This is a genomic window from Pseudomonas sp. AC239 (assembly GCF_979258545.1).
Map to the genome: position 1 here is coordinate 5,027,701 of NZ_OZ409864.1, position 18,941 is coordinate 5,046,641.

The following is an 18,941-nucleotide window of genomic DNA, read 5'->3' on the forward strand; positions in this document are numbered from 1 at the left end:
GGAACATGGATCAGTTGGCACTCAAGGCAATCGAGCGCATCGCCGCCGAACGGCGCGCGCCGTATCAGCACATCACGGTCGAGCGGATCACGCCGATCATCGGTGCCGAGATCGGCGGCGTCGATCTTTCGCAGCCGCTGAGCGACGAGCAGCTCACGGAAATCCGCCGGGCCTTTCTGGAGAACCACGTGGTGGTGTTCCGCGATCAGCACCTGACGGTGGACGAACACAAGGCGTTTGGCCGGCTGTTTGGTGAGCTGCGGGCCCTGCCGGTGGAAGACATCGACGGCGATGACCCGGAGCTGGTGGTGATCCGCGCCAATGCGCAATCGCGCTACGTGGCCGGCGAAACCTGGCACACCGACGGCACCGCCGATCTGGTGCCGTCCATGGGCTCGATGCTGTACGTCAAGGAAACCCCGGCCATCGGCACCGGTGGAGACACGCTGTTCGCCAACATGCACCTGGCGCTGGAAATGCTGTCGCCGACGATGCAGCAGTTTCTCGGCGGATTGACCGCGATCCATGACGGTGCGATTCCGTGGAAGGGCTATGAGGCGCCGGCCAATCTGCCGAAAACCGAACACCCGGTGGTGGTTCGCCACCCGGAAACCGGGCGCAAGTCGCTGTTCGTCAATTCCGGGTTCACCTCGCACATCGTCCAGCTGTCTGACGGTGAAAGCCAGGTACTGTTGAACATGCTGTTTGACCTGGTCGCCCGCGAACCGGTCGTCAGCTGTCGCGTGCGCTGGGCGCCGAACAGCCTGGTGTTCTGGGACAACCGCTGCACACAGCACCATGCGGTCTGGGATTATTTTCCGCACTCGCGGTATGGCGAGCGGGTGACGATTCTGGGGACGCAGCCCAAGGCTTGAGTCTAAAAAATGGGTGGGAGCGGGCGCCGTTCCCACCGCTCATTCACAGACCTTGTTTGAGCAGTTGCTCGACGATCAACTCGCCGAACGCCAGATTCCCGTGCAACGGGTCATCCACCTCGCAGTACGCCGGAAGCTGAAAACCCAGCTCATCATTCGCCATTGCGCGCACGTCGATCAGCTCGATGCCGAGTCCTTGCAGGCGCTCGATCAGCAGCGCCTGCGCGGCCATGAACACGCGTGGGTCGGACAGCTCCGGCACCCGCTGCGGCGGCAGCACGGCGAAGACCTTGAGGTTCAGCGCCCGGGCCTGTTCATAGAACGCCAGCGCAGGCCGGGACAAGGTGTCGATGATGGACTCGAACAGCGGCCCGGTGAGAAAACCTTCGTCGAATTCGCCGTCCGGCGTCTGGTAGCAGGTCCAGTTCGGCGCGGTGGCGAGATAATGCAGGCTCAGGCCTATGGTACTCACCAGCGGCACCCCGACCTTCGCCAGTTGCGGTACTTCGAATGGCTCAAGGGCCTGACGATACAGGCGCTCCATCTCGACGTCCCGAAACACCACGTCATGACGGGTCAGGCTGAAAAAATCCACCGCGAAATCCCGGCCGGTGCCCAGCGGGCCGCCACTCAAAGGCAACTCGCGGGCCTGCGCCGCCTTGCCGATGACCCCGGCATGGGAATCGCCCAGCAGCAGAAACCTAGGCGTAGTAATCGAGCACGGCGTCTTCACAGACAAGCTCCTCACTGGACACGCAGGTGGAGGCAACGCTGGTCGGCGCCTGCAGCGGTTGAACCGCATCGAGCCCGGCGAAAAACTGTCGCATGACAAATGCCACGCCTTCAGGCGTGACCTCCCGCTGGTTGGGTTGGTAGAACGCGCCCTTGAAAGGTGTGCCGGTGATGATTTCGTAGGAGGGGAAATAGTCGACGTCGTGCAGGTCTTCGCACAGCTGCCCGGCAACGGCGCGCAAGACTGATTTGGAATAGGTGGTGGCGCTCAACACATGCTCGCCCGTGGCGGTTGCCGTCAGGGGCACCGGCGACACGGTGAGCAGCAGACGCAGTTGCGGGTTGATCGAACGCATCAATTCAACCGCCCTGACCATGTCGCCATAGGTGTCCATGAAGCCGAAGTTGCAGAAGCAGTGCAGCTGCGGATCGAAGGTGCCGCGCACGGTGCCGGGGCACACGGGATACACCAGACCGGTCTGGCGGTTCTGCCAGGCTTCGGTCAGGCCCAGGGTGAACACGAACACTTTGGCGCGGCGCAGGGCGGTGCGGATGGCATCGAGGGTGGCTTCGCGCGAGGCGAACAGTGCGTCCTCGCTGGCAAAGCCGTCGGGTTCCACGGCGGGCCGGAACGGGTCGAAGAAACGCCCGTCATGGGCCCAGGTTTCGTCGGGTGGCAGGCTCACGCCGAGCGCCCATTCCAGCCATTGGCACAGCATCGCCGGAGTGTACAGATTGCCGGTGCGAAACGAAAAAACCCCATAGTTACGGGCCTTGCAGTCGGTTTCGGGCAGTCCGGGCGGGGCCGGTTCGGCATCCAGCCAGTTCATGCCGCGTTCGCCCAGCGCCCGGCCGATGTGCTGGGCGAAACACGAGCCGGCGGTGACGATCGCGTCCTTGTTGCCGATCTCGAATTGTGGCGTCCACAGTTGATCTATGTTCAGCGCGGGCTTGTCAGCCACGGCGGTGCGCCAGAAAGCGCGGGGTGGCAGGCACTGATAAGGGTTCACGAGGAGGGCCTCCTTGGCGGTCGCTGATAAAACCGGTCAGCTGATTTGATAGCGGTAGATCAGGTCGTCAAACCACCGATCTCCAATCTGATAGGCCTGCGGCACGCGGCGCTCGAATACAAACCCGCATTTCTCCAAAACCTTGCATGACGCGATATTACCGTCGGTCACGGTCGACTCCAACGAGTCCAGGCCGATGTCCGCGGCATAGTCGATGATCGCCTGCCGCGACTCGGTGCCAAAGCCTTTGCCTTGATGCTCGGGCAACAGCAGGCAACCCACCTCGGCATGCCCCGGCGACAGGATGCGGAATCCGGTCACACCCAGTTCCTGCCCGCTGGCCCTGTCGATCACCACCAGACACAACCAGTGATCCGACTGTGGCCCCCAGGCCGGAAGCCGGTGCTCGAAGCCTTTGCGCACCTGGTCCTCGGCGATTTCACCGAACACATACTTCATGGTTTTTGGCTCCGAATGCAGCCTGAGGAACAGCGGCCAGTCGGATTCGACCATCGTGCGCAGGTCCAGGCGTTGCGTGGTGAGCTCAAGCATCCGCAGCTCCTTGCAAGGGCGGAAAGGGAAGACAGTTTTTTACTGGGTGCGGCGCGAAAGATCAATGATGAAGCGAATTTGCGCTGGTGCGCTGTCGGCCGTCAGCCGTCAGCCGTCAGCGCTAGTCTATTCCATGGATTTTTTACAGATCAGTGTGGTTGTTTCACGCCCTTAATCGGCGGGCCGTTGCGCAGCTCCATGGCCGCGGTCAGGTAGCTGTTGCGCCAGGTCGCCGACTCCGCCTGATAGCCCATTTGCTCGAATGCGCAGGCCAGCAACTCCTTGGCGGCCGTGTCGTCGGGTTTGGCGAGCACGGCCTGATCCAGCAGCTCGGCGACCCAGCGGTATTCGCCCTTGTCGTAGGCCACGCGGGCGGCTTCAAGCACTTTGGCGTTACCTCCCATCTATTCGACGTAGCGCTTTGCCGATTCCTTGGGCACTAGAGGATTCAAGTGGGCGGGGTTGCCATCGTAGGCGCCCAGGTACTGAGGTATGGGCATCAACCGGAAGATGGGCTACAGACCCTATCTCGTACCCACGGTGGTTTGTTCTCACAGGGGCGACTAGCGTCCTGGGTGGGGGAATCTTTCTTTGGATCAAGCAATACCAGCGTCTCAGGGTGCTGAGCAAGAGCAATGGGAGTTGATCGACGGTATGACCGAAGCGTTCAGTAAGGCTACTAAAGACCTTGATCAGCTGTGACGCTTCGTTAGCCATCTGCTCACAATAACGCCAATGTAGATCCGCTAAGGAATGGCCAGCGACGGCAATCGCCTAGTGTCCGCTTTGGCCGTAAGCAGCCGTTCAAGGCTGCTCGTTTCTGCGGCGCTGTATGCCCATCTTGTAGTCGCTACTTGGCTCTGACCGTCCACAGCTGATCTAGCTTCGTCGTGTAACTCTGACTCATCAGCTCCCGACGCATTGCCCACTCAGGGGCGGCAGGCACGCTGGCTAAACGCAGCACTCCCTTTCCCCAGCGGCCATTTATCTCATCCAGAACGCTCATCACCTTGTCCGCTATCACGGGTTGCGAATGGGCGAACAGGTCATCGGTGAATTCGCCGGGTTGTCGCAAATCCATCAGCAGCACTTCCGCCTTGCTGTATTTGTAGCCGGGACGGAAGAGACGATTGACCGCTTCGGTCGCAGCCTTCGTCATCAGCCGCACGTCGTTGGTCGGGTACGGCAACTCCACCAAGGCGCCATTCGCATATTTCGCTTCTTCGGGATTGAACATGCCGGTGCGAATGCTGACCCGGATTTTCTTGCACAGCGAGTTTTGCACTCGGAGTTTTTCCGCCGCACGCTGGGTATAGGTGGCGACGGCCTCCTTGATTGGCTCGATTTGTGTCAGCCGCATACCGAACATTCTGCTGCAGCAAATCTCCTGCTTCGGTGGGTCAGCTTCCCCTAGTTCTAGACATGGTGTACCGGCCAGCTCGCGAGCAGTCTTCTCGATCACCACGCTGAATTTCTGGCGAAGCATCCACGGATCGGCTTTTGCCAGGTCCATCGCGGTCTTAATGCCCATCGTTTCCAGGTGAGCCTTCATCCGCTTGCCAATGCCCCAGACTTCGCCGACATCGGTGTTGCGCAGCGTCCAGTCCCGTTTGAACTGATCGCAGAGATCGACCACACCGCCGGTGATATCCAGCAGCCTTTTGGCGGTATGGTTTGCGAGCTTCGCCAGCGTCTTGGTGCCGGCAATACCCACCCCGACTGGAATGCCTGTGCGCTTGAGAAGGGTGGAGCGCATGTGCCTGCCGAACGCGGACAGATCTCCAGGCATGCCAGTCAAATCAGCAAATGCTTCATCAATGCTGTAGACCTCAAGTGCCGGCACCATCGATTCGATGATCGTCATGACGCGCTCGCTCATGTCACCGTACAGAGCGTAATTGCTGCTGAATGCCACCACTCCATGCCGGCGTAGATGGTCTTTGATCTGGAAGTACGGCTGGCCCATCTTCACGAAAGGCTTGGCGTCGTAGCTACGCGCGATCACACAGCCGTCGTTGTTGGACAGCACCACAATAGGTGTCTTGGCGAGGTCCGGTCTAAAGACTCGCTCGCAGCTCGCGTAAAACGAGTTGCAGTCGATCAGGGCGAAGACAGGCTCACGTGTTGTCATGATCGCGCACGCTGTATTTCACCACGCCCCAGATCACAAGCTCATCGCCTTCCATGACATGTCTCGCCGGATATCTTGGGTTCTCTGACACAAGCACCACGGCGTTCTCGCGCAGAAGCAGGCGCTTGCAGAACGGTTCCGAATTCAACGCGGCGATAACGATATCGCCACTGACCGCCTCGATGCTCCGATCGACGATCACCATATCCCCGGAATAGATACCCGCGCCTTGCATACTGTCTCCATCTATCTTTACCAGGTACACGTGCGGCGCCCGGATATCGAACAGCTCATCCAGGGAAATGTGCTTTTCGATATGATCAGCCGCAGGAGAGGGGAAGCCCGCTGGTACCTTGGATGAATAAAGTGGCAGCTTCTTGCCGCCAGTAGCGAGTGGGCCGAGGAGGGTGATGCTCATGATGCAAGCCTTAGGAGATTAACTGTACGTACATACAGTTAACGATTTGGTTCGCTTGCGGTCAATCTCAGAGGCACGACAATTCGACGGGTGACAGCATGTGCGGACGCTACTCGATCTACGAGTCCATGGATCACTATCTTAAGGAGCTTGCGCCAAAGCAGTTGGTGATCAATGGCTATGACCTACGGCCAAAAGCCCGGCGCTTTGACAGTTGAATCTTGGCTGAGCAAGTGACTTGGTGATTGAGTGAAAAAGGGCCCTGTAGGGCCTTTTTTTGAGGCTCTTATTTGGAGATTGCTGTTACCTGATCACTAATAAGCTGAGCCAAAATTCGCACAGGCTCCGTAAAACTCTGTCGAGACCTATGCACCAGCCCGATATCCCGGTGAAAGGTGTGTTGTCCCAAATCGATCGCTCGTACGCCTGCGGGCCATTCCTGTTGGAATTCCGTCTGTGGCACCAGCGCTATGCCTACACCTTTTTCAACCAGCTTGATGATGGCCTCCAGTTCATCCAGTTCGCAAACTTCCTGCAAGGTGAAATGCATCTGCCGCAGGAAACGATCGACCTGCCTGCCGCCGAAGGATGATCGGTCATAGCGAATGAATGGCTGGCTGGACAGCAGTTCCGACCAGTCTTCCCCCTCTAGGTCACGTGGCACGATCAGTCGGTAGGGCTCTAGCGCCAATGTCGTCCAGCGCAGGTCACTTTGGAGGGAGAAGGGCGGGCGAATGATGACGGCCATGTCGATCTCGCCGGCGTCGACGAGGTTCACCATCTCCATTGAAAGGCCTGGGATGACACGTGTGCGGCACTGCGGACACTGTTTGTGAAACTTCGCAAGCGCATCGGGCAAATAGGAGCGCTGCACGGACGCGATCGCACCGATGTTGACCAGCACGCTGGGAGGCTCGCCCGGCGTTGTAGAGCCCAGATTGTCATAAAGCTTCAGCAACTCTTGCGCCTGCAGAAGTATCTGGTGGCCCATTTTGTTGAGATGGGCAGAGCGTCCTTTCCTGTCGAAAATTTCGAACCCGAGCTCGGCTTCCAAGCGCTGGATTTGCGCGCTCACAGCGGCCTGAGTCAGGCCGATCTTGTTGCCAGCAGCGGCGAATGTGCCTTCCCGCGCCACGGCAATGAGTGTCTTCAGTTCTTTGATCATTCACAAATATTAATTGTGTTTCTAAGAAATATATATTGTTTTTTATGTTTGGCTTCCCGTCCTACGATGTTTCCCATCCCCCGGCAAACGGCTTAACCCAGAGAGTCAATGACGGTGGAAATGTTCGCCAACCAACAAAAATATTTGGAGTACTGATGAGCCTCTCGCCATTCCACCTCGCAATCCCTGTTTACGACCTGGCTGCAGCTCGCACCTTTTACGGTGAGGTTTTTGGTCTTGAAGAAGGGCGCTCCAGCACGCAGTGGGTAGATTTCGATTTTTATGGTCACCAACTGGTGATTCACGAACATCCAAAAACCGCTTCGCAGGAAAGCGTGCATAGCAATCCAGTTGACGGACACGATGTTCCAGTTCCGCACTTCGGCATCATTTTAGGTTGGGAACAGTGGGAAGCACTGGCCGAACGTCTGAAGTCGTTTGGTACTGAATTCGTGATTGAGCCGTACATTCGTTTCAAAGGCCAAGTGGGCGAGCAAGCCACCATGTTTTTGTTTGATCCGTGCGGCAACGCTCTTGAGTTCAAGGCTTTCAAGGATATGAGCCAGCTCTTCGCCAAGTAACAACAGCCATGGCACAACGGCGTTGTGCCATTTGATCTCAAATGAGCTGGAAGCTCATGACTCTAGCAACTGCGAATAGACGCAGACCTTTCACTCCAACAAAAAGGCTAGACATGAAACGTATTCCCTTGGTGTGGCAAATCGTTGCCGGGCTGTTGCTTGGCGTGCTTGTCGGTTGGTACTTCAATACGCATCCGCATTATCAGACATGGGTGAGTTCGGAGATCCTCAAACCGCTCGGAGATATCTTCATCAAGATGATGAAGATGGTGGTTGTACCGATTGTGTTCTGTTGCATGATTCTGGGCATCGCAGGCGGTGGCGATAACAAATCGTTTGGCCGCATGGGGATAAAATCGCTGGGCTATTTTTTTGCAATTACGGCCTTGGCCATTGTCATCGGCTTATGTTTTGCCAACGTCTTCGAGCCGGGTACGGGCACCGACATTTCCGGTATTTCGCACGGTACCGCATCGATCGCTCTGGAGCCGTCCAAAGGCGCATTAGTCATCTTGCAGAACATCGTCCCTGACAATGTGCTGGTTGCCATGTCAGAAGCGAAGTTGCTGTCAGTACTGTTTTTTGCAGTGTTGCTGGGCCTGGCATTGAATGCTCTACCCGAAGACAAAAGCGCACCTTTCATTGCGATGATTCAGAGCCTTTCCGATGCGATGTTCAAGGTTGTTTCAATCGTCATGGCCTACGCACCGATCGGTGTGTTTGGAATGATCGGCGCGACCGTGGCGACGTTTGGTTTCGCCTCATTGTTGCCGTTGCTCAAGCTAATAGGGGTGGTGTATTTGGCGCTGATAGTTTTCGCGTTGGTGATACTCGGCGGCATTTGCTCTTTGATTGGAGAAAACATTTTCAAGTTGATCCGGTACTTTCGCAATGAGCTGATTCTGGCGTTTTCGAGTGCCGCGTCAGCCGCCGTCATGCCGCAGTTGATGACGCGATTGGAGAACTACGGTGTACCGCGTCGGATCGTCAGTTTTGTGGTGCCGGTGGGTTATGCGTTCAACCTGGATGGCGCATCGATTTTTCTCGGTGTGGCGACGATTTTCGTGGCGCAACTCTATGGCATCGATCTGACGTTATCGCAGCAGATTCTGTTAGTGGTAACGATGGTGCTGACTTCGAAGGGCGCGGCAGGGGTGCCGGGTTTTGCCATCATCATTTTGTCCGCGACATTGGCGTCTGCCGGATTGCCACTGGAAGGCGTGGCGTTGATTGCCGGCATTTTCAGGATCATCGACAGCGGCACCACTACGCTGAATGTGCTGGGTAATGCCATCGCACCGCTGGTGATTGCGAAGTGGGAAAGGGTGCAACTGGAACCTGCGCGGGCTCAACAAGCGTCTAGCGTCTAGTCGTTCATCCGATACTGAGCAAGGTCACTAGCCGACCGGACTGATCACAAGCAAGCGCCTGCTGGCATAGGGGCAGTTTTTTTTAAGCCTTTAACTAGACGACCGGTCTATTCATTTGGAGTTTTTATGACTGATATTGCCGCAGACACCGACCTGTTTTCCCCCATGACGATGGGGGCGATGCAACTGGCTAACCGAATTGTCATGGCGCCAGTGACTCGCAGTCGATTGGCTGACGACGGCGTGCCGAACGAAATGCATGCCACTTATTATGCCCAGCGGGCCAGCGCGGGCCTGATCATCGCCGAGGCCACGAACATTTCTGCTCAGGGGCGTGGCTATGCCATGACGCCCGGTATCTGGTCCGAGGAGCAGGTGGCAGGCTGGAAAAAAGTCACTGACGCAGTGCATGCGGCCGGCGGGAAAATCGTCAGCCAGTTATGGCACGTAGGTCGCTTCTCCAGCGTTGAGTTGCAGCCAAACGGCGAAGCGCCGGTCGCGCCCTCAGCAATCAAGGCCGAAGGTACGACCTATACCAACAATGGCATGGTCGAAGTGTCCATGCCTCGGGCGCTTGAGACTTCAGAGATCCCGGGGATCATCGAGCAGTACAGGCATGCGGCAGAAAATGCCAAGCGAGCCGGTTTCGACGGTGTGGAAGTCCATTCTGCCAACAGCTATCTGCTCGACCAGTTCCTGCGTGATTCCACCAACCAACGGACTGACCAGTACGGCGGCTCTATCGAAAATCGGACACGACTGACACTTGAAGTCACCGAAGCCGTGGTCGCAATTTGGGGCAGTGACCGGGTCGGCATCCGCCTTTCACCAGTAACTCCTGATGCAGGTAACACGCCTCCAGACAGCAACGTCATGGCGACCTACGGTCACCTCATTCAGCAGTTCAACAGATTCAACTTGGCCTATCTGCATTTCGTCGAAGGCGCGACAGCCACCTCTCGTACCGTTCCTGAAGGGGTGGATCTGGACGCGCTGAGTGCGCAGTTCGAAGGGCCGTACATTGGCAACAACAACTATGACCTGGAAATGGCGCGGGAGCGCAGGGCGCAAGGGCGGATTGATGCCGTGGCGTTTGGTCGATTGTTCATTGCCAACCCCGATTTGGTAGAGCGCCTGCGTCGGGGTCTCGAGCTGACCATAGCGCCGCGCGAGAGTTATTACGGCGGAGGCGCCAAGGGCTACATCGATTGGCCAACGGCCAACTCCGATTAATTGGAGATTCCCTTTGCGTCAGTTCGGCGCGGGGAGGCTTCGTCGCGAAAAAATTTCGCCGCACAAGAGATACTCAAAATATGAATTATCTGCAAAACAAGGTTGCCATCGTCACTGGCGCGTCTTCCGGCATTGGTGCTGCCACCACCCGCGCGTTGGCCGCGCATGGCGCTCGCGTCGTGGCAGCGGCACTCGATCAGAGTGGGTTGGAATCGTTTGTTGCCGAGCTGCGTGAGGCCGGGAGCGACGTGGTCGCTTTCACCACAGACGTTACCCATCTGGAACAAACCAAAGCGCTCGCCAAGTTTGCACAAGACACCTATGGTGCAGTGGACATCCTGGTCAACAACGCCGGCCTGATGCTTTTTTCCAACTGGGTCGATCTGGCCGTGCAGGATTGGGAAAAGATGATTGATGTGAACATGAAGGGCTACCTCAACACTATTGCTGCTGTATTGCCATTCATGCTCGAACAGAAAACCGGGCAGATTCTCAACATGGACTCCGTTGCAGGTCACCAGGTCGGCCCGGCGGCGGGTGTTTACAGCGCAACCAAGTTTTTCGTCCAGGCCATGACCGAATCCATGCGAAAGGAGTTGGGTGTGCAGCATGGCATCCGCGTCAACACCGTCAGCCCAGGCGTGATAAATACCGGCTGGGCGGACAAGGTCAGTGATCCTGAAGGGCGTAAGGCTGCCCAAGAGCTGAACCGGATTGCCATTGCGCCGGACGATATTGCCCGCGCAGTGATATACGCGCTCAACCAACCGGAAAATGTCACCGTCAACGATTTGATCATCTCGCCGACTCGCCAGGATTGGTAATTGTCGTTTGAGTTCCCCGTGCCCGAGTGACCAGAAGGGTCACCGCAACATGCAACAGGAGTACATCATGAGCAATCCAACTTACGTCCAGGAATACAACGCGATCGTTGCTGTTCTGAGTCAGTACAACGAAGGTGGTGCCAAGGCTGACAGCACTGTGATGAAGCCCGCGTTCAACGAGCAAGCAACCATGTTTGGCGTCGACGGCGACAAGCTCGTCGGCGGCGCGATCCAGAATCTGTACGACGTCATCGACAACTCTTTCCGCCCATCTCCCGAAGCCAAAGCCGCGATCGTTCGCATCGACATCGTAGGCACTGCCGCCAGTGCGCGCATTGATACTGACAATGTTTCGGGATATCGATTCACCGACTTCTTCAATCTGCTGAAGGTAGAAGGCAAGTGGACGATCGTCAGCAAGATTTACCACACCCATCCGACCACTTGAGCATTTGAGCGCGTTTGGCGACGTGTGTTTTACGTCGCCCAATGAAAGGAGAGAACCATGTCAAAGAACATCAAGGCGGTACCAACCTCCGAGTACAACGCTGTCATCGCTACCGCCAATCGATACGTTGAAGGTCTGCGTATGGGCAGTGCAGAAGGCGTTGCTCAAGCTTTCCATAAAGACATTTCCGTCCAGTAATTACGAAAGGCTGACATAAAGCCAGAGGCCATTCGCATCCATGATTTAACATAATATACATTACACGTAACAAAGTATTACAAGATTAGCGCGGTCGCCCGAGAGATTTGAAGCTGCGTTGCCGCTTCAAAACCAGCTTTCCCTACAACCTGCATTCTCCAACTCTCATCCATCATCACGCGTCAGCTTTTCGATCAGCGCTCGATGCTGCGGAAACTGCGTCGTCAGTTTTGTGCGATCACCGATTTCCATATCGGCAAAATCAAACCCAGGCGAAACCGCTTCGCTGATCAAGCCAAAGCCGTTCGAGCCTTCCAGTAATCGAGAGGCTTTCCAAATTCCACCCGATACGTGCAATTGCAATTGCTGGCCTGCCAAAACATCGCTGCCCATTACCAGCGTTTGCAGTGAGCCGTCAGCGTGGATCAGGTGGTATTCGATGGCGTCGCCCAACTGGAAATAATGCAGGATGTCGGACTGGTTGAAATGAAACTGGCCCACCGGCGATTGCTCAGTGAGCAGATAGTAGATCGAAGTCAGCAGATATCGCGGGCCTCTCTGCGTTTCGAGGTAATCACGGTGATCAGCTTGATAGGTTCTGCGGTAATAACCGCCCTCGACATGAGGCTGTAGATTCAGCGCAGCAATCACATCTGTAGCATTCGGCTTACGCTGAATCATGGCCTTCCCCGGCATGTTTCCCGTATTTTAGTTTAGCTCAACTAAACGGTCATTTAGTGGAGTTAACGTAATTTCGGCGACATTCGACGATTTTCCCCCGCTCCACTAAAAATCCACCGTTGCCGACAGTAGATACGTTCGCGGCGTCGAAAGCGTCAACCCCGGCTCACTGTCATCTGATGCACCCGCCGAACTCCAATAGCGTTTATCCAGCACGTTTTCGACGTTGGCGCGCAAGGTAATGGTCTTCTCATCCAGTTTGAAAGCATAGCGTGTGCCTACGTCGAACCGTTCCCAGGAGTCGATTTCTTTGTCATTCGACTGATCCAGATACTGCGAACTCGAGTAAATCCCGCGACTGGTCAGGGTCAGCCCCTGCACGTTTGGCACATCCCACTCCGCGCCAAGGTTAACGTTGTATTTGGGTGTCGCCGGTGCGCGATTGCCGTCGAACGTACCGTTGGTGGTCTGGGTCAGTTCGCTATCGATGTACATCACACCGCCGAACAACCTGAAGCCTTTGAGCGGTTCGCCGAACACGCTCAGTTCCACGCCGTTGTTCTCGCGCTTGCCGTTCGGGCCGAAGACTCGCGTGGTGGCGTTGGTTTCGTACGCCGGTTGTTTAATGCGGAACACCGCTGCCGTCAGCGCGTATGCGCCCGCGTCGTACTTGGCCCCGACTTCGACCTGGCGGCTGATGAATGGCGGGAAGATTTCGTCTTCGTTGATTGACGTTGATGGCGCGATCTTGCCTTGGCTCAGACCTTCCATGTAGTTGGCGTACAGCGAAAGTTTGTCGGTTGCCTTAAACAGAATTCCGCCCGACGGCGAGACTTTTTCCTCATCGTAAGCCGTGTCGCCCTTGATGCCGTCGCTCCAGTCATCGACTTTGACCCGCTGCCAGCGCGCGCCCAAAGTCAGCAACAGGCGATCGTCGAAGAAACCGAGCGTGTCGGACAAGGCCACGCCGCTGAAGCGGTTCTCTGTGTAGACCTTGGCGTCATTGCGGGTCGGTGTGCCGGGTCTGGCGATTTCTACTGGATCGTAGAGATTGCTGCGTCCCGCTGCATAACGCGCGCCGCCGTTTTCGAAGTCCATATAAAAGTAGTTGGCCGCCAGGTTCACCTCATGGCTGACCGGCCCGGTCTGGAACCAGTTACGCACCCCAGCGGTAGCCGTACGAACGTTTTCGTCGCGGGTGAAATCTCGCGGCTGGACGCTAAAGTCACCGGCATCGTTGGTCACCGAAACCGCATGGCGCAAGAAGTCGTGATTGCTTTTGCGTGCGCCGACGCCGCCATACAGCATGACCGAATCGCTGACATCGAACTCGCCGTTGACCGTGCCGAACGTGTCTTTGGTGCGCGCCTGGCTCCAGGGTTGCGCATAGTTGTCGCGCACATCATTGGCGTTCGGCACCTTGGCATTGGCGGCGACTTGCACGCGTTCTTGCGGTGCGTCGGTGTCGCGCTCGGTGTGGCCGATATCGGTGGAAAGTCGCAAGCGTTCACCACGGAAATCCAGACCGACTACTGCCATGTCGCGATCGACACTCTGATGATCCCATTCGGTATCCCCGGACTGTTTAACCCCGTTGAAGCGCACCCCGAACTGATTGTCTTCGCCAAAGCGCCGACCGACATCCACCGCGCCGCCGACCTGGTTGTTCGAGGCGTAATTGGCCGTCAGCGAGGTAATCGGCTTGTCGGTCGCGCGTTTCGGCACGACGTTGATCCCCCCTCCTACACTGCCCCGTGGCGAAATCCCGTTGATCAATTGGCTTGGGCCCTTGAGGATGTCGACGCGATCAGCCATCTCCATGTCGATGGTGTACGTCGGCAAGACACCGTAAAGGCCGTTGTAGGAAACGTCGCTGTTGAACAGGCTGAAACCACGGATGGTGAATTGCTCGTAGCGACCACCGGCCGGGTTGGTTGCGCGCACCGAAGGGTCGCTGCCGATCAGGTCGCCCAGCGTGCGCGCCTGTTGGTTTTTCACCGTTTCGCTGGTGTAAGTGGTCATGCTGAACGGGGTTTCCATGAAATCCCTGGAGCCCAGCAGCCCTTGCGAGCCACGCCGTGCGACCTGACCGCCGGCAAACACGTCGGCATCCGCCGAGTCGCTCGCGCCAAGAATCGAGGTAGGCGCAAGCTGCAAGGTGCTGCCTTCTGCCGCAGGCACCAGCGTATAAGCCTGATCGCCGACCGGCTGCAGCTGCAAACCGGAGCCCAGCAACAACCGGCTGAACCCCTCCTCCACGCCATATTCACCGGACAAACCATTGCTGCTGCGGCCGCTGACCAGTGCCGGATCCACCGACAGATTGACCCCGGCGAGGCCGGCGAAACGCGTCAGCGCCGCACTCAGGCTACCGGCCGGCACCTGATAACTGCGGCGGCTGCCGTCGTCGGCCCAGCTCGATTGGATCAACACGGGGCTGGCACTCAGGCTCAGCAAAAGGCTCAACTGCAACAACGGACGCAAACGACCTGGAAATACTGCGGGCATTGGAAGAAGCTCTCGATTTTGTTCACTTGCCTGGAATGACCAGCGAGGCGAAAAAAAGGGACAGGCTTCAGCCAGTTTTTTCTGCGCGCGGTACCAGTGACACCCAAAATCGCGTTCGCGTTTGCACGTCGACGGGCAAACTGGCTGCCAGCAGTGCGAGCACTTGATCGGTATCGTCGAGGCGGAAACTGCCGGTGATGCGCAGCGATTCCAGCGCCGGATCCCAGCGCAACACACCCGAGCGGTAGCGACTCAGCTCGCGAAGGAAATCACCCAGCGGCTGGTTTTGCGCCATCAGCACGCCGTCGCGCCAACCCGGCATCAATGCATCGAACGCCGTCACCGCTCCCGCGCCCGAAGCTTGCAGGCTGACTTGCTGGCCCTGCTTCAATACCAGCGCCGGGCCGTGCAGCGGCTGCAATTGCACCGAACCGCGCAGCACGCAGACCTGGCAATTGCGTGCATTGAGGCGCACCGAGATGTCGCTGTGATTGACGATCATCCGCCCATAAGGCGCGTTGACGATAAAGGCCGCATCGCCCGCCACGCTGAGTCCCATTTCCCCACGAATCAGCGTCAACTGACGTGCAGGCAGATCGACATTCACCGCGCTGTCGGTGTTGAGTTGCAATGAAGAACCCTGTGCCAATTGCACTTTGCGCCGCTCACCGGTACTGGTGTGCATATCGGCGCGCCACACTTCCAGCGGCAGTTCGCGTCCGATCAACCACACCGCCGGCACCAGCGCGGCCACGCCCAAAGCACGCTTGAGCGCCGCGCGCCGCGCCGGATCCGGCCGGTCCAGCGTGGCCATGGCCAGCGTCGGCGGCAAACCTGCGAAACGCTGGCGAAGCTGCTGGATTTTCTGCCAAGCGTTCTCGTGGCTACTGTCGCTGCTGCGCCAATGCTGCAATCGCGCGTGATCTTCATCGCTGGCACCGCCGGATTCAAGCAAGGCCAGCCATTGCGCCGCCGCTCGTGCTACTTCCCGCGTTTCCTCGCTGGGGGCAACGCGCATTACAGCTCCACCAGCAGGCAATGCTCGTACGCCTGGGCCATGTAACGTTTGACGGTCCGTTCAGAAACTTGCAAGCGCTCGGCGATCTCGCGGTAGCCAAGGCCTTCGAGTTGACTCCAAAGAAATGCCCGGCGCACCGCTCGCGGCAAGCCATCGAGCAATTCATCCAGCGCCTGCAAGGTCTCCAGCAGCAACCAGCGCTGTTCCGGCGACGGTGCGCACGCTTCCGGCATTTGCGCCAACGCGTCGAGGTAGGCTTTTTCCAGATGGCGTCGCGTGTAGAAATTGCTCAGCAGGCGTTTGCCGACAGTGAGCAAATACGCGCGCGGCTCGCGTAACTCGGCCAGTGGCGGTGCGTTGCACAGGACGCGCAGAAAGGTGTCCTGACTCAGGTCAGCCGCATCCCACGCGTTGCCCATGCGCCGGCGCAGCCAGGTTTCCAGCCAGCCGCGGTGCTCGCGGTACAACTGCTGCAGGCTCTGCTCCGACGGTGACGTGGCTTCAATCATCTCAAGAGACCCTGCGCGAAGGTAGATTCAAATGAGACTGATTCTATTTAACTTCGCCAAGGACACAAAGCCTTTTTCTGTTCAGCGCTTGAGCGTTTCGCTCGGCAGCTCCTTGAACAGCGCGTGGTAACTGCTGGAAAACCGCCCCAGATGCCAGAACGACCAGCGCATCGCCACTTCCGCAACGGTGGTTTCGCTAGGCCTGCGCTTGAGCAATTCACGGTGCGCACTGTTCAGCCGCCTGAGGCGCAACCAGTGGCTCGGGGTCATCCCGGTGTAAGCCTTGAAAGCCTGTTGCAGCTGGCGCAGCGGTACGCCGGCAACGTGAGAAAGTTCGAGCAGATTGACCGTGTCTTCCGGCGAATCAGCCGCCCACTCCCCTACTCGCTTCATGATTTGGCGTTCGTCATTGCGCCGCTGTAATCCGCCACGATCCAGACCGGTGTGAGCGTTATCAAGGATGAACAGGCAGTCCTCAAGCAACTGCTGCGTCAGGCGATCTTTATCAAGTGGATCAGCAGCTTGCGATAACTTCGTGAGAATCGAGCTTAACCAGCCGCTGAACAAAGCGTTCTGTCCGCAGTTCAGCGGCGCCATGAACAACCCTTCGAGTTTCGCTACTTGCAAACCGTGCTCGCGGACGAAGTCCGGACCAAATACCACGGCGATTTCCCGGTAGTTCTCCGGGGTGATCCAGATGTTGCGGCTCTCTTCGTTGAGCAGGTACAGCGCGTTGTCGCTGCGATCAAAGCAGAACGCCAGCGCCCCGGATGGCGCACTGAAATTCTGCTCGACCCGGGTGTTCATCTGCTCCTCGTAAACCTCGACGCCCTGCAGATCGAGATAACGAATCTGCCCGGCGAAATGCCCTGGCGACATCTGTTGGTAATGCTGGACCCAACCCGGTGTGGCGCGGATTTGCTCGGCCACGTCGGCGGTATTGAACGCTTGTACCTGAAGCGGATTGCACGTTGTCATGGGGTGACCTTGCGCACTCTTTTGGTGCGCTTTGGTGCTGCTGAAAGTGGATAGATGGAATCGCAAGCCGCGCCCAAGATAGTCGCCAACGCGCCACAGGGGAAGGGGCGGAAGATGAAACCCGCCCTCCCCGGCGTCTACAAAACCAATAACGAGGTCTTTATGAACGCCCCCTTCGATCAGCTGTTCACCTGGCTGAAAGATCACAAGATTACCGAAGTCGAATGTGTGGTCAGCGACCTGACCGGCATCGCCCGCGGCAAGATTGCACCGACCAACAAGTTCCTGCATGAGCGCGGCATGCGCCTGCCGGAAAGCGTGCTGCTGCAAACGGTAACCGGGGATTTTGTCGACGACGACATCTATTACGACCTCCTCGACCCGGCCGACATCGACATGGTCTGCAAACCGGTTTCCGATGCCGTCTATGTCATTCCGTGGGCAATCGAGCCGACTGCCATCGTCATCCACGACACCTTCGACAAATTCGGCAACCCGATCGAACTGTCACCGCGCAATGTGCTGAAGAAAGTTCTGCAGCTCTACACCGACAAGGGCTGGAAGCCGATTGTCGCGCCGGAAATGGAGTTCTACCTGACCCAGCGTTGTGAAGATCCGGACCTGCCGCTCAAGGCGCCGCTGGGTCGTTCGGGCCGTGCGGAGAGCGGGCGTCAGTCATTCTCCATCGATGCCGCCAACGAATTCGATCCGCTCTTCGAAGACGTCTACGACTGGTGCGAACTGCAAGGCCTGGATCTCGACACGCTGATCCATGAAGACGGCCCGGCGCAGATGGAAATCAACTTCCGCCACGGCGATGCGCTGGATCTGGCCGACCAGATCACCGTGTTCAAACGCACCCTGCGCGAAGCAGCGCTCAAGCACAACGTCACCGCGACGTTCATGGCCAAGCCGATCGGCGACGAGCCGGGCAGCGCCATGCACCTGCATCAGAGCGTGGTCGAGATCGCTACCGGCACGCCGATCTTTGCCGATGCCGAGGGCAACATGAGCGAACTGTTCCGTCATCACATCGGTGGGCTGCAGAAGTACATCCCGAAAGTCCTGCCGATGTTCGCGCCCAACGTCAATTCGTTCCGCCGCTTCCTGCCGGACACCTCGGCACCGGTCAACGTCGAATGGGGCGAAGAGAACCGCACGGTTGGCCTGCGAGTGCCGACTTCGGGCCCTGAATCGATGCGCGTGGAGAACCGTTTGCCCGGCGCCGACGCCAACCCTTATCTGGCGATTGCCGCGAGTCTGCTGTGCGGCTACATCGGCATGGTCGAGAAGATCGAGCCGAGCGCGGCGGTCGAAGGCCGGGCCTACGAGCGCCGCAATCTGCGCCTGCCCATCACCATCGAAGAAGCCCTGACGCAGATGGAAGAGTGCCCGAAAGTCGCTGAGTACCTGGGCAGCAAATTCGTCCGCGGGTATGTGGCAGTGAAGCGCGCCGAGCACGAAAACTTCAAACGCGTGATCAGCTCGTGGGAGCGCGAGTTCCTGCTGCTCAGCGTCTGACCGCGCAGCCGTCCCTGTGGGAGCGAGCCTGCTCGCGAAGACGTCGGCACACTCACCATAGATGTCGACTGAAACACCGCTTTCGCGAGCAGGCTCGCTCCCACAGGGAGTTGTGCAGCGCCTGAGAATTTGATCGTTCCCACGCTCCCGCGTGGGAATGCATCCCGGGATGCTCTGCGTCCCATCCAA

At 57.9% G+C, this 18,941-nt stretch carries 18 protein-coding genes and 2 pseudogenes; 8 read left to right on the forward strand and 12 right to left on the reverse strand.

All coding sequences use genetic code 11. The features are described 5' to 3' along the window. The first annotated feature begins 5 nt into the window (after positions 1-5). Positions 6-875 (forward strand): TauD/TfdA dioxygenase family protein, encoded by an 870-nt coding sequence (locus ACZ0AZ_RS22855; protein ID WP_463538204.1) that lies wholly within the window; start codon positions 6-8, stop codon positions 873-875. 43 nt (positions 876-918) lie between these two features. Here ACZ0AZ_RS22855 and ACZ0AZ_RS22860 read toward each other — a convergent pair whose 3' ends face one another. From ACZ0AZ_RS22860 to ACZ0AZ_RS22890, 7 genes and pseudogenes are all read right to left on the reverse strand, one after another. Next, positions 919-1,608: a hypothetical protein gene (locus ACZ0AZ_RS22860; RefSeq protein ID WP_039762899.1), complete on the reverse strand. Its 690-nt coding sequence runs from the start codon at positions 1,606-1,608 to the stop codon at positions 919-921. Next, positions 1,577-2,617 carry a GSCFA domain-containing protein gene (locus ACZ0AZ_RS22865; RefSeq protein ID WP_463538205.1) on the reverse strand — a complete coding sequence of 347 codons (1,041 nt, stop codon included), beginning with the start codon at positions 2,615-2,617 and terminating at the stop codon, positions 1,577-1,579. The genes ACZ0AZ_RS22860 and ACZ0AZ_RS22865 overlap by 32 nt, the downstream gene beginning before the upstream one ends. A 36-nt stretch (positions 2,618-2,653) precedes the next feature. Further along, on the reverse strand, positions 2,654-3,169 hold the full coding sequence (locus ACZ0AZ_RS22870; protein WP_039762901.1) for a GNAT family N-acetyltransferase: 516 nt from the start codon (positions 3,167-3,169) through the stop codon (positions 2,654-2,656). A 176-nt stretch (positions 3,170-3,345) separates the two neighbouring features. Beyond that, positions 3,346-3,657, reverse strand: a pseudogene (locus tag ACZ0AZ_RS22875) (alkyl sulfatase dimerization domain-containing protein); the annotation flags it as partial. Between the two features lie 362 nt (positions 3,658-4,019). Further along, positions 4,020-5,300 (reverse strand): translesion error-prone DNA polymerase V subunit UmuC, encoded by a 1,281-nt coding sequence (umuC, locus tag ACZ0AZ_RS22880; protein WP_463538206.1) that lies wholly within the window; start codon positions 5,298-5,300, stop codon positions 4,020-4,022. Next, positions 5,287-5,718: a LexA family protein gene (locus ACZ0AZ_RS22885; protein ID WP_463538207.1), complete on the reverse strand. Its 432-nt coding sequence runs from the start codon at positions 5,716-5,718 to the stop codon at positions 5,287-5,289. The genes umuC and ACZ0AZ_RS22885 overlap by 14 nt, the downstream gene beginning before the upstream one ends. Before the next feature lie 286 nt (positions 5,719-6,004). Further along, positions 6,005-6,883 carry a LysR family transcriptional regulator gene (locus ACZ0AZ_RS22890; protein ID WP_463538208.1) on the reverse strand — a complete coding sequence of 293 codons (879 nt, stop codon included), beginning with the start codon at positions 6,881-6,883 and terminating at the stop codon, positions 6,005-6,007. Between the two features lie 155 nt (positions 6,884-7,038). On the opposite strand from ACZ0AZ_RS22890, the gene ACZ0AZ_RS22895 reads away from it, so the two are divergent. From ACZ0AZ_RS22895 to ACZ0AZ_RS22920, 6 genes and pseudogenes are all read left to right on the forward strand, one after another. Further along, positions 7,039-7,464 carry a VOC family protein gene (locus ACZ0AZ_RS22895; RefSeq protein ID WP_039762906.1) on the forward strand — a complete coding sequence of 142 codons (426 nt, stop codon included), beginning with the start codon at positions 7,039-7,041 and terminating at the stop codon, positions 7,462-7,464. 113 nt (positions 7,465-7,577) lie between these two features. Then, entirely contained in the window at positions 7,578-8,834 is a 1,257-nt protein-coding gene (locus ACZ0AZ_RS22900) for a cation:dicarboxylate symporter family transporter (RefSeq protein ID WP_463538209.1), read from the forward strand. A gap of 126 nt (positions 8,835-8,960) precedes the next feature. Continuing rightward, positions 8,961-10,067, forward strand: coding sequence for an alkene reductase (locus ACZ0AZ_RS22905; protein ID WP_463538210.1), 1,107 nt, complete (start codon positions 8,961-8,963; stop codon positions 10,065-10,067). An 80-nt stretch (positions 10,068-10,147) separates the two neighbouring features. Continuing rightward, entirely contained in the window at positions 10,148-10,891 is a 744-nt protein-coding gene (locus ACZ0AZ_RS22910; protein ID WP_463538805.1) for an SDR family oxidoreductase, read from the forward strand. 67 nt (positions 10,892-10,958) lie between these two features. Next, positions 10,959-11,339 (forward strand): nuclear transport factor 2 family protein, encoded by a 381-nt coding sequence (locus tag ACZ0AZ_RS22915; protein ID WP_039762910.1) that lies wholly within the window; start codon positions 10,959-10,961, stop codon positions 11,337-11,339. A gap of 57 nt (positions 11,340-11,396) precedes the next feature. After that, a pseudogene (locus ACZ0AZ_RS22920) lies at positions 11,397-11,522 on the forward strand (nuclear transport factor 2 family protein); the annotation flags it as partial. A 180-nt stretch (positions 11,523-11,702) separates the two neighbouring features. Here ACZ0AZ_RS22920 and ACZ0AZ_RS22925 read toward each other — a convergent pair. The 5 genes from ACZ0AZ_RS22925 to ACZ0AZ_RS22945 all read right to left on the reverse strand — a co-directional run bounded on the left by ACZ0AZ_RS22925 (position 11,703) and on the right by ACZ0AZ_RS22945 (position 17,231). Continuing rightward, complete coding sequence (locus ACZ0AZ_RS22925) at positions 11,703-12,218, reverse strand: cupin domain-containing protein (protein ID WP_129999330.1); 516 nt, start codon at positions 12,216-12,218, stop codon at positions 11,703-11,705. A gap of 105 nt (positions 12,219-12,323) precedes the next feature. Beyond that, a complete protein-coding gene (locus tag ACZ0AZ_RS22930) occupies positions 12,324-14,726 on the reverse strand; it encodes a TonB-dependent siderophore receptor (protein ID WP_463538211.1) in 2,403 nt (800 codons plus the stop codon). A gap of 67 nt (positions 14,727-14,793) precedes the next feature. Continuing rightward, entirely contained in the window at positions 14,794-15,744 is a 951-nt protein-coding gene (locus ACZ0AZ_RS22935; RefSeq protein ID WP_129999332.1) for a FecR domain-containing protein, read from the reverse strand. After that, positions 15,744-16,253 (reverse strand): sigma-70 family RNA polymerase sigma factor, encoded by a 510-nt coding sequence (locus ACZ0AZ_RS22940; RefSeq protein WP_039762918.1) that lies wholly within the window; start codon positions 16,251-16,253, stop codon positions 15,744-15,746. Before ACZ0AZ_RS22940 ends, ACZ0AZ_RS22935 begins: the two co-directional genes overlap by 1 nt. An 81-nt stretch (positions 16,254-16,334) precedes the next feature. Further along, positions 16,335-17,231 carry a helix-turn-helix domain-containing protein gene (locus tag ACZ0AZ_RS22945; protein ID WP_129999333.1) on the reverse strand — a complete coding sequence of 299 codons (897 nt, stop codon included), beginning with the start codon at positions 17,229-17,231 and terminating at the stop codon, positions 16,335-16,337. A 162-nt stretch (positions 17,232-17,393) separates the two neighbouring features. Here ACZ0AZ_RS22945 and ACZ0AZ_RS22950 point away from each other — a divergent pair, with 162 nt between their 5' ends. Further along, positions 17,394-18,752: a glutamine synthetase family protein gene (locus ACZ0AZ_RS22950; RefSeq protein ID WP_039762921.1), complete on the forward strand. Its 1,359-nt coding sequence runs from the start codon at positions 17,394-17,396 to the stop codon at positions 18,750-18,752. Positions 18,753-18,941 lie beyond the last annotated feature (189 nt).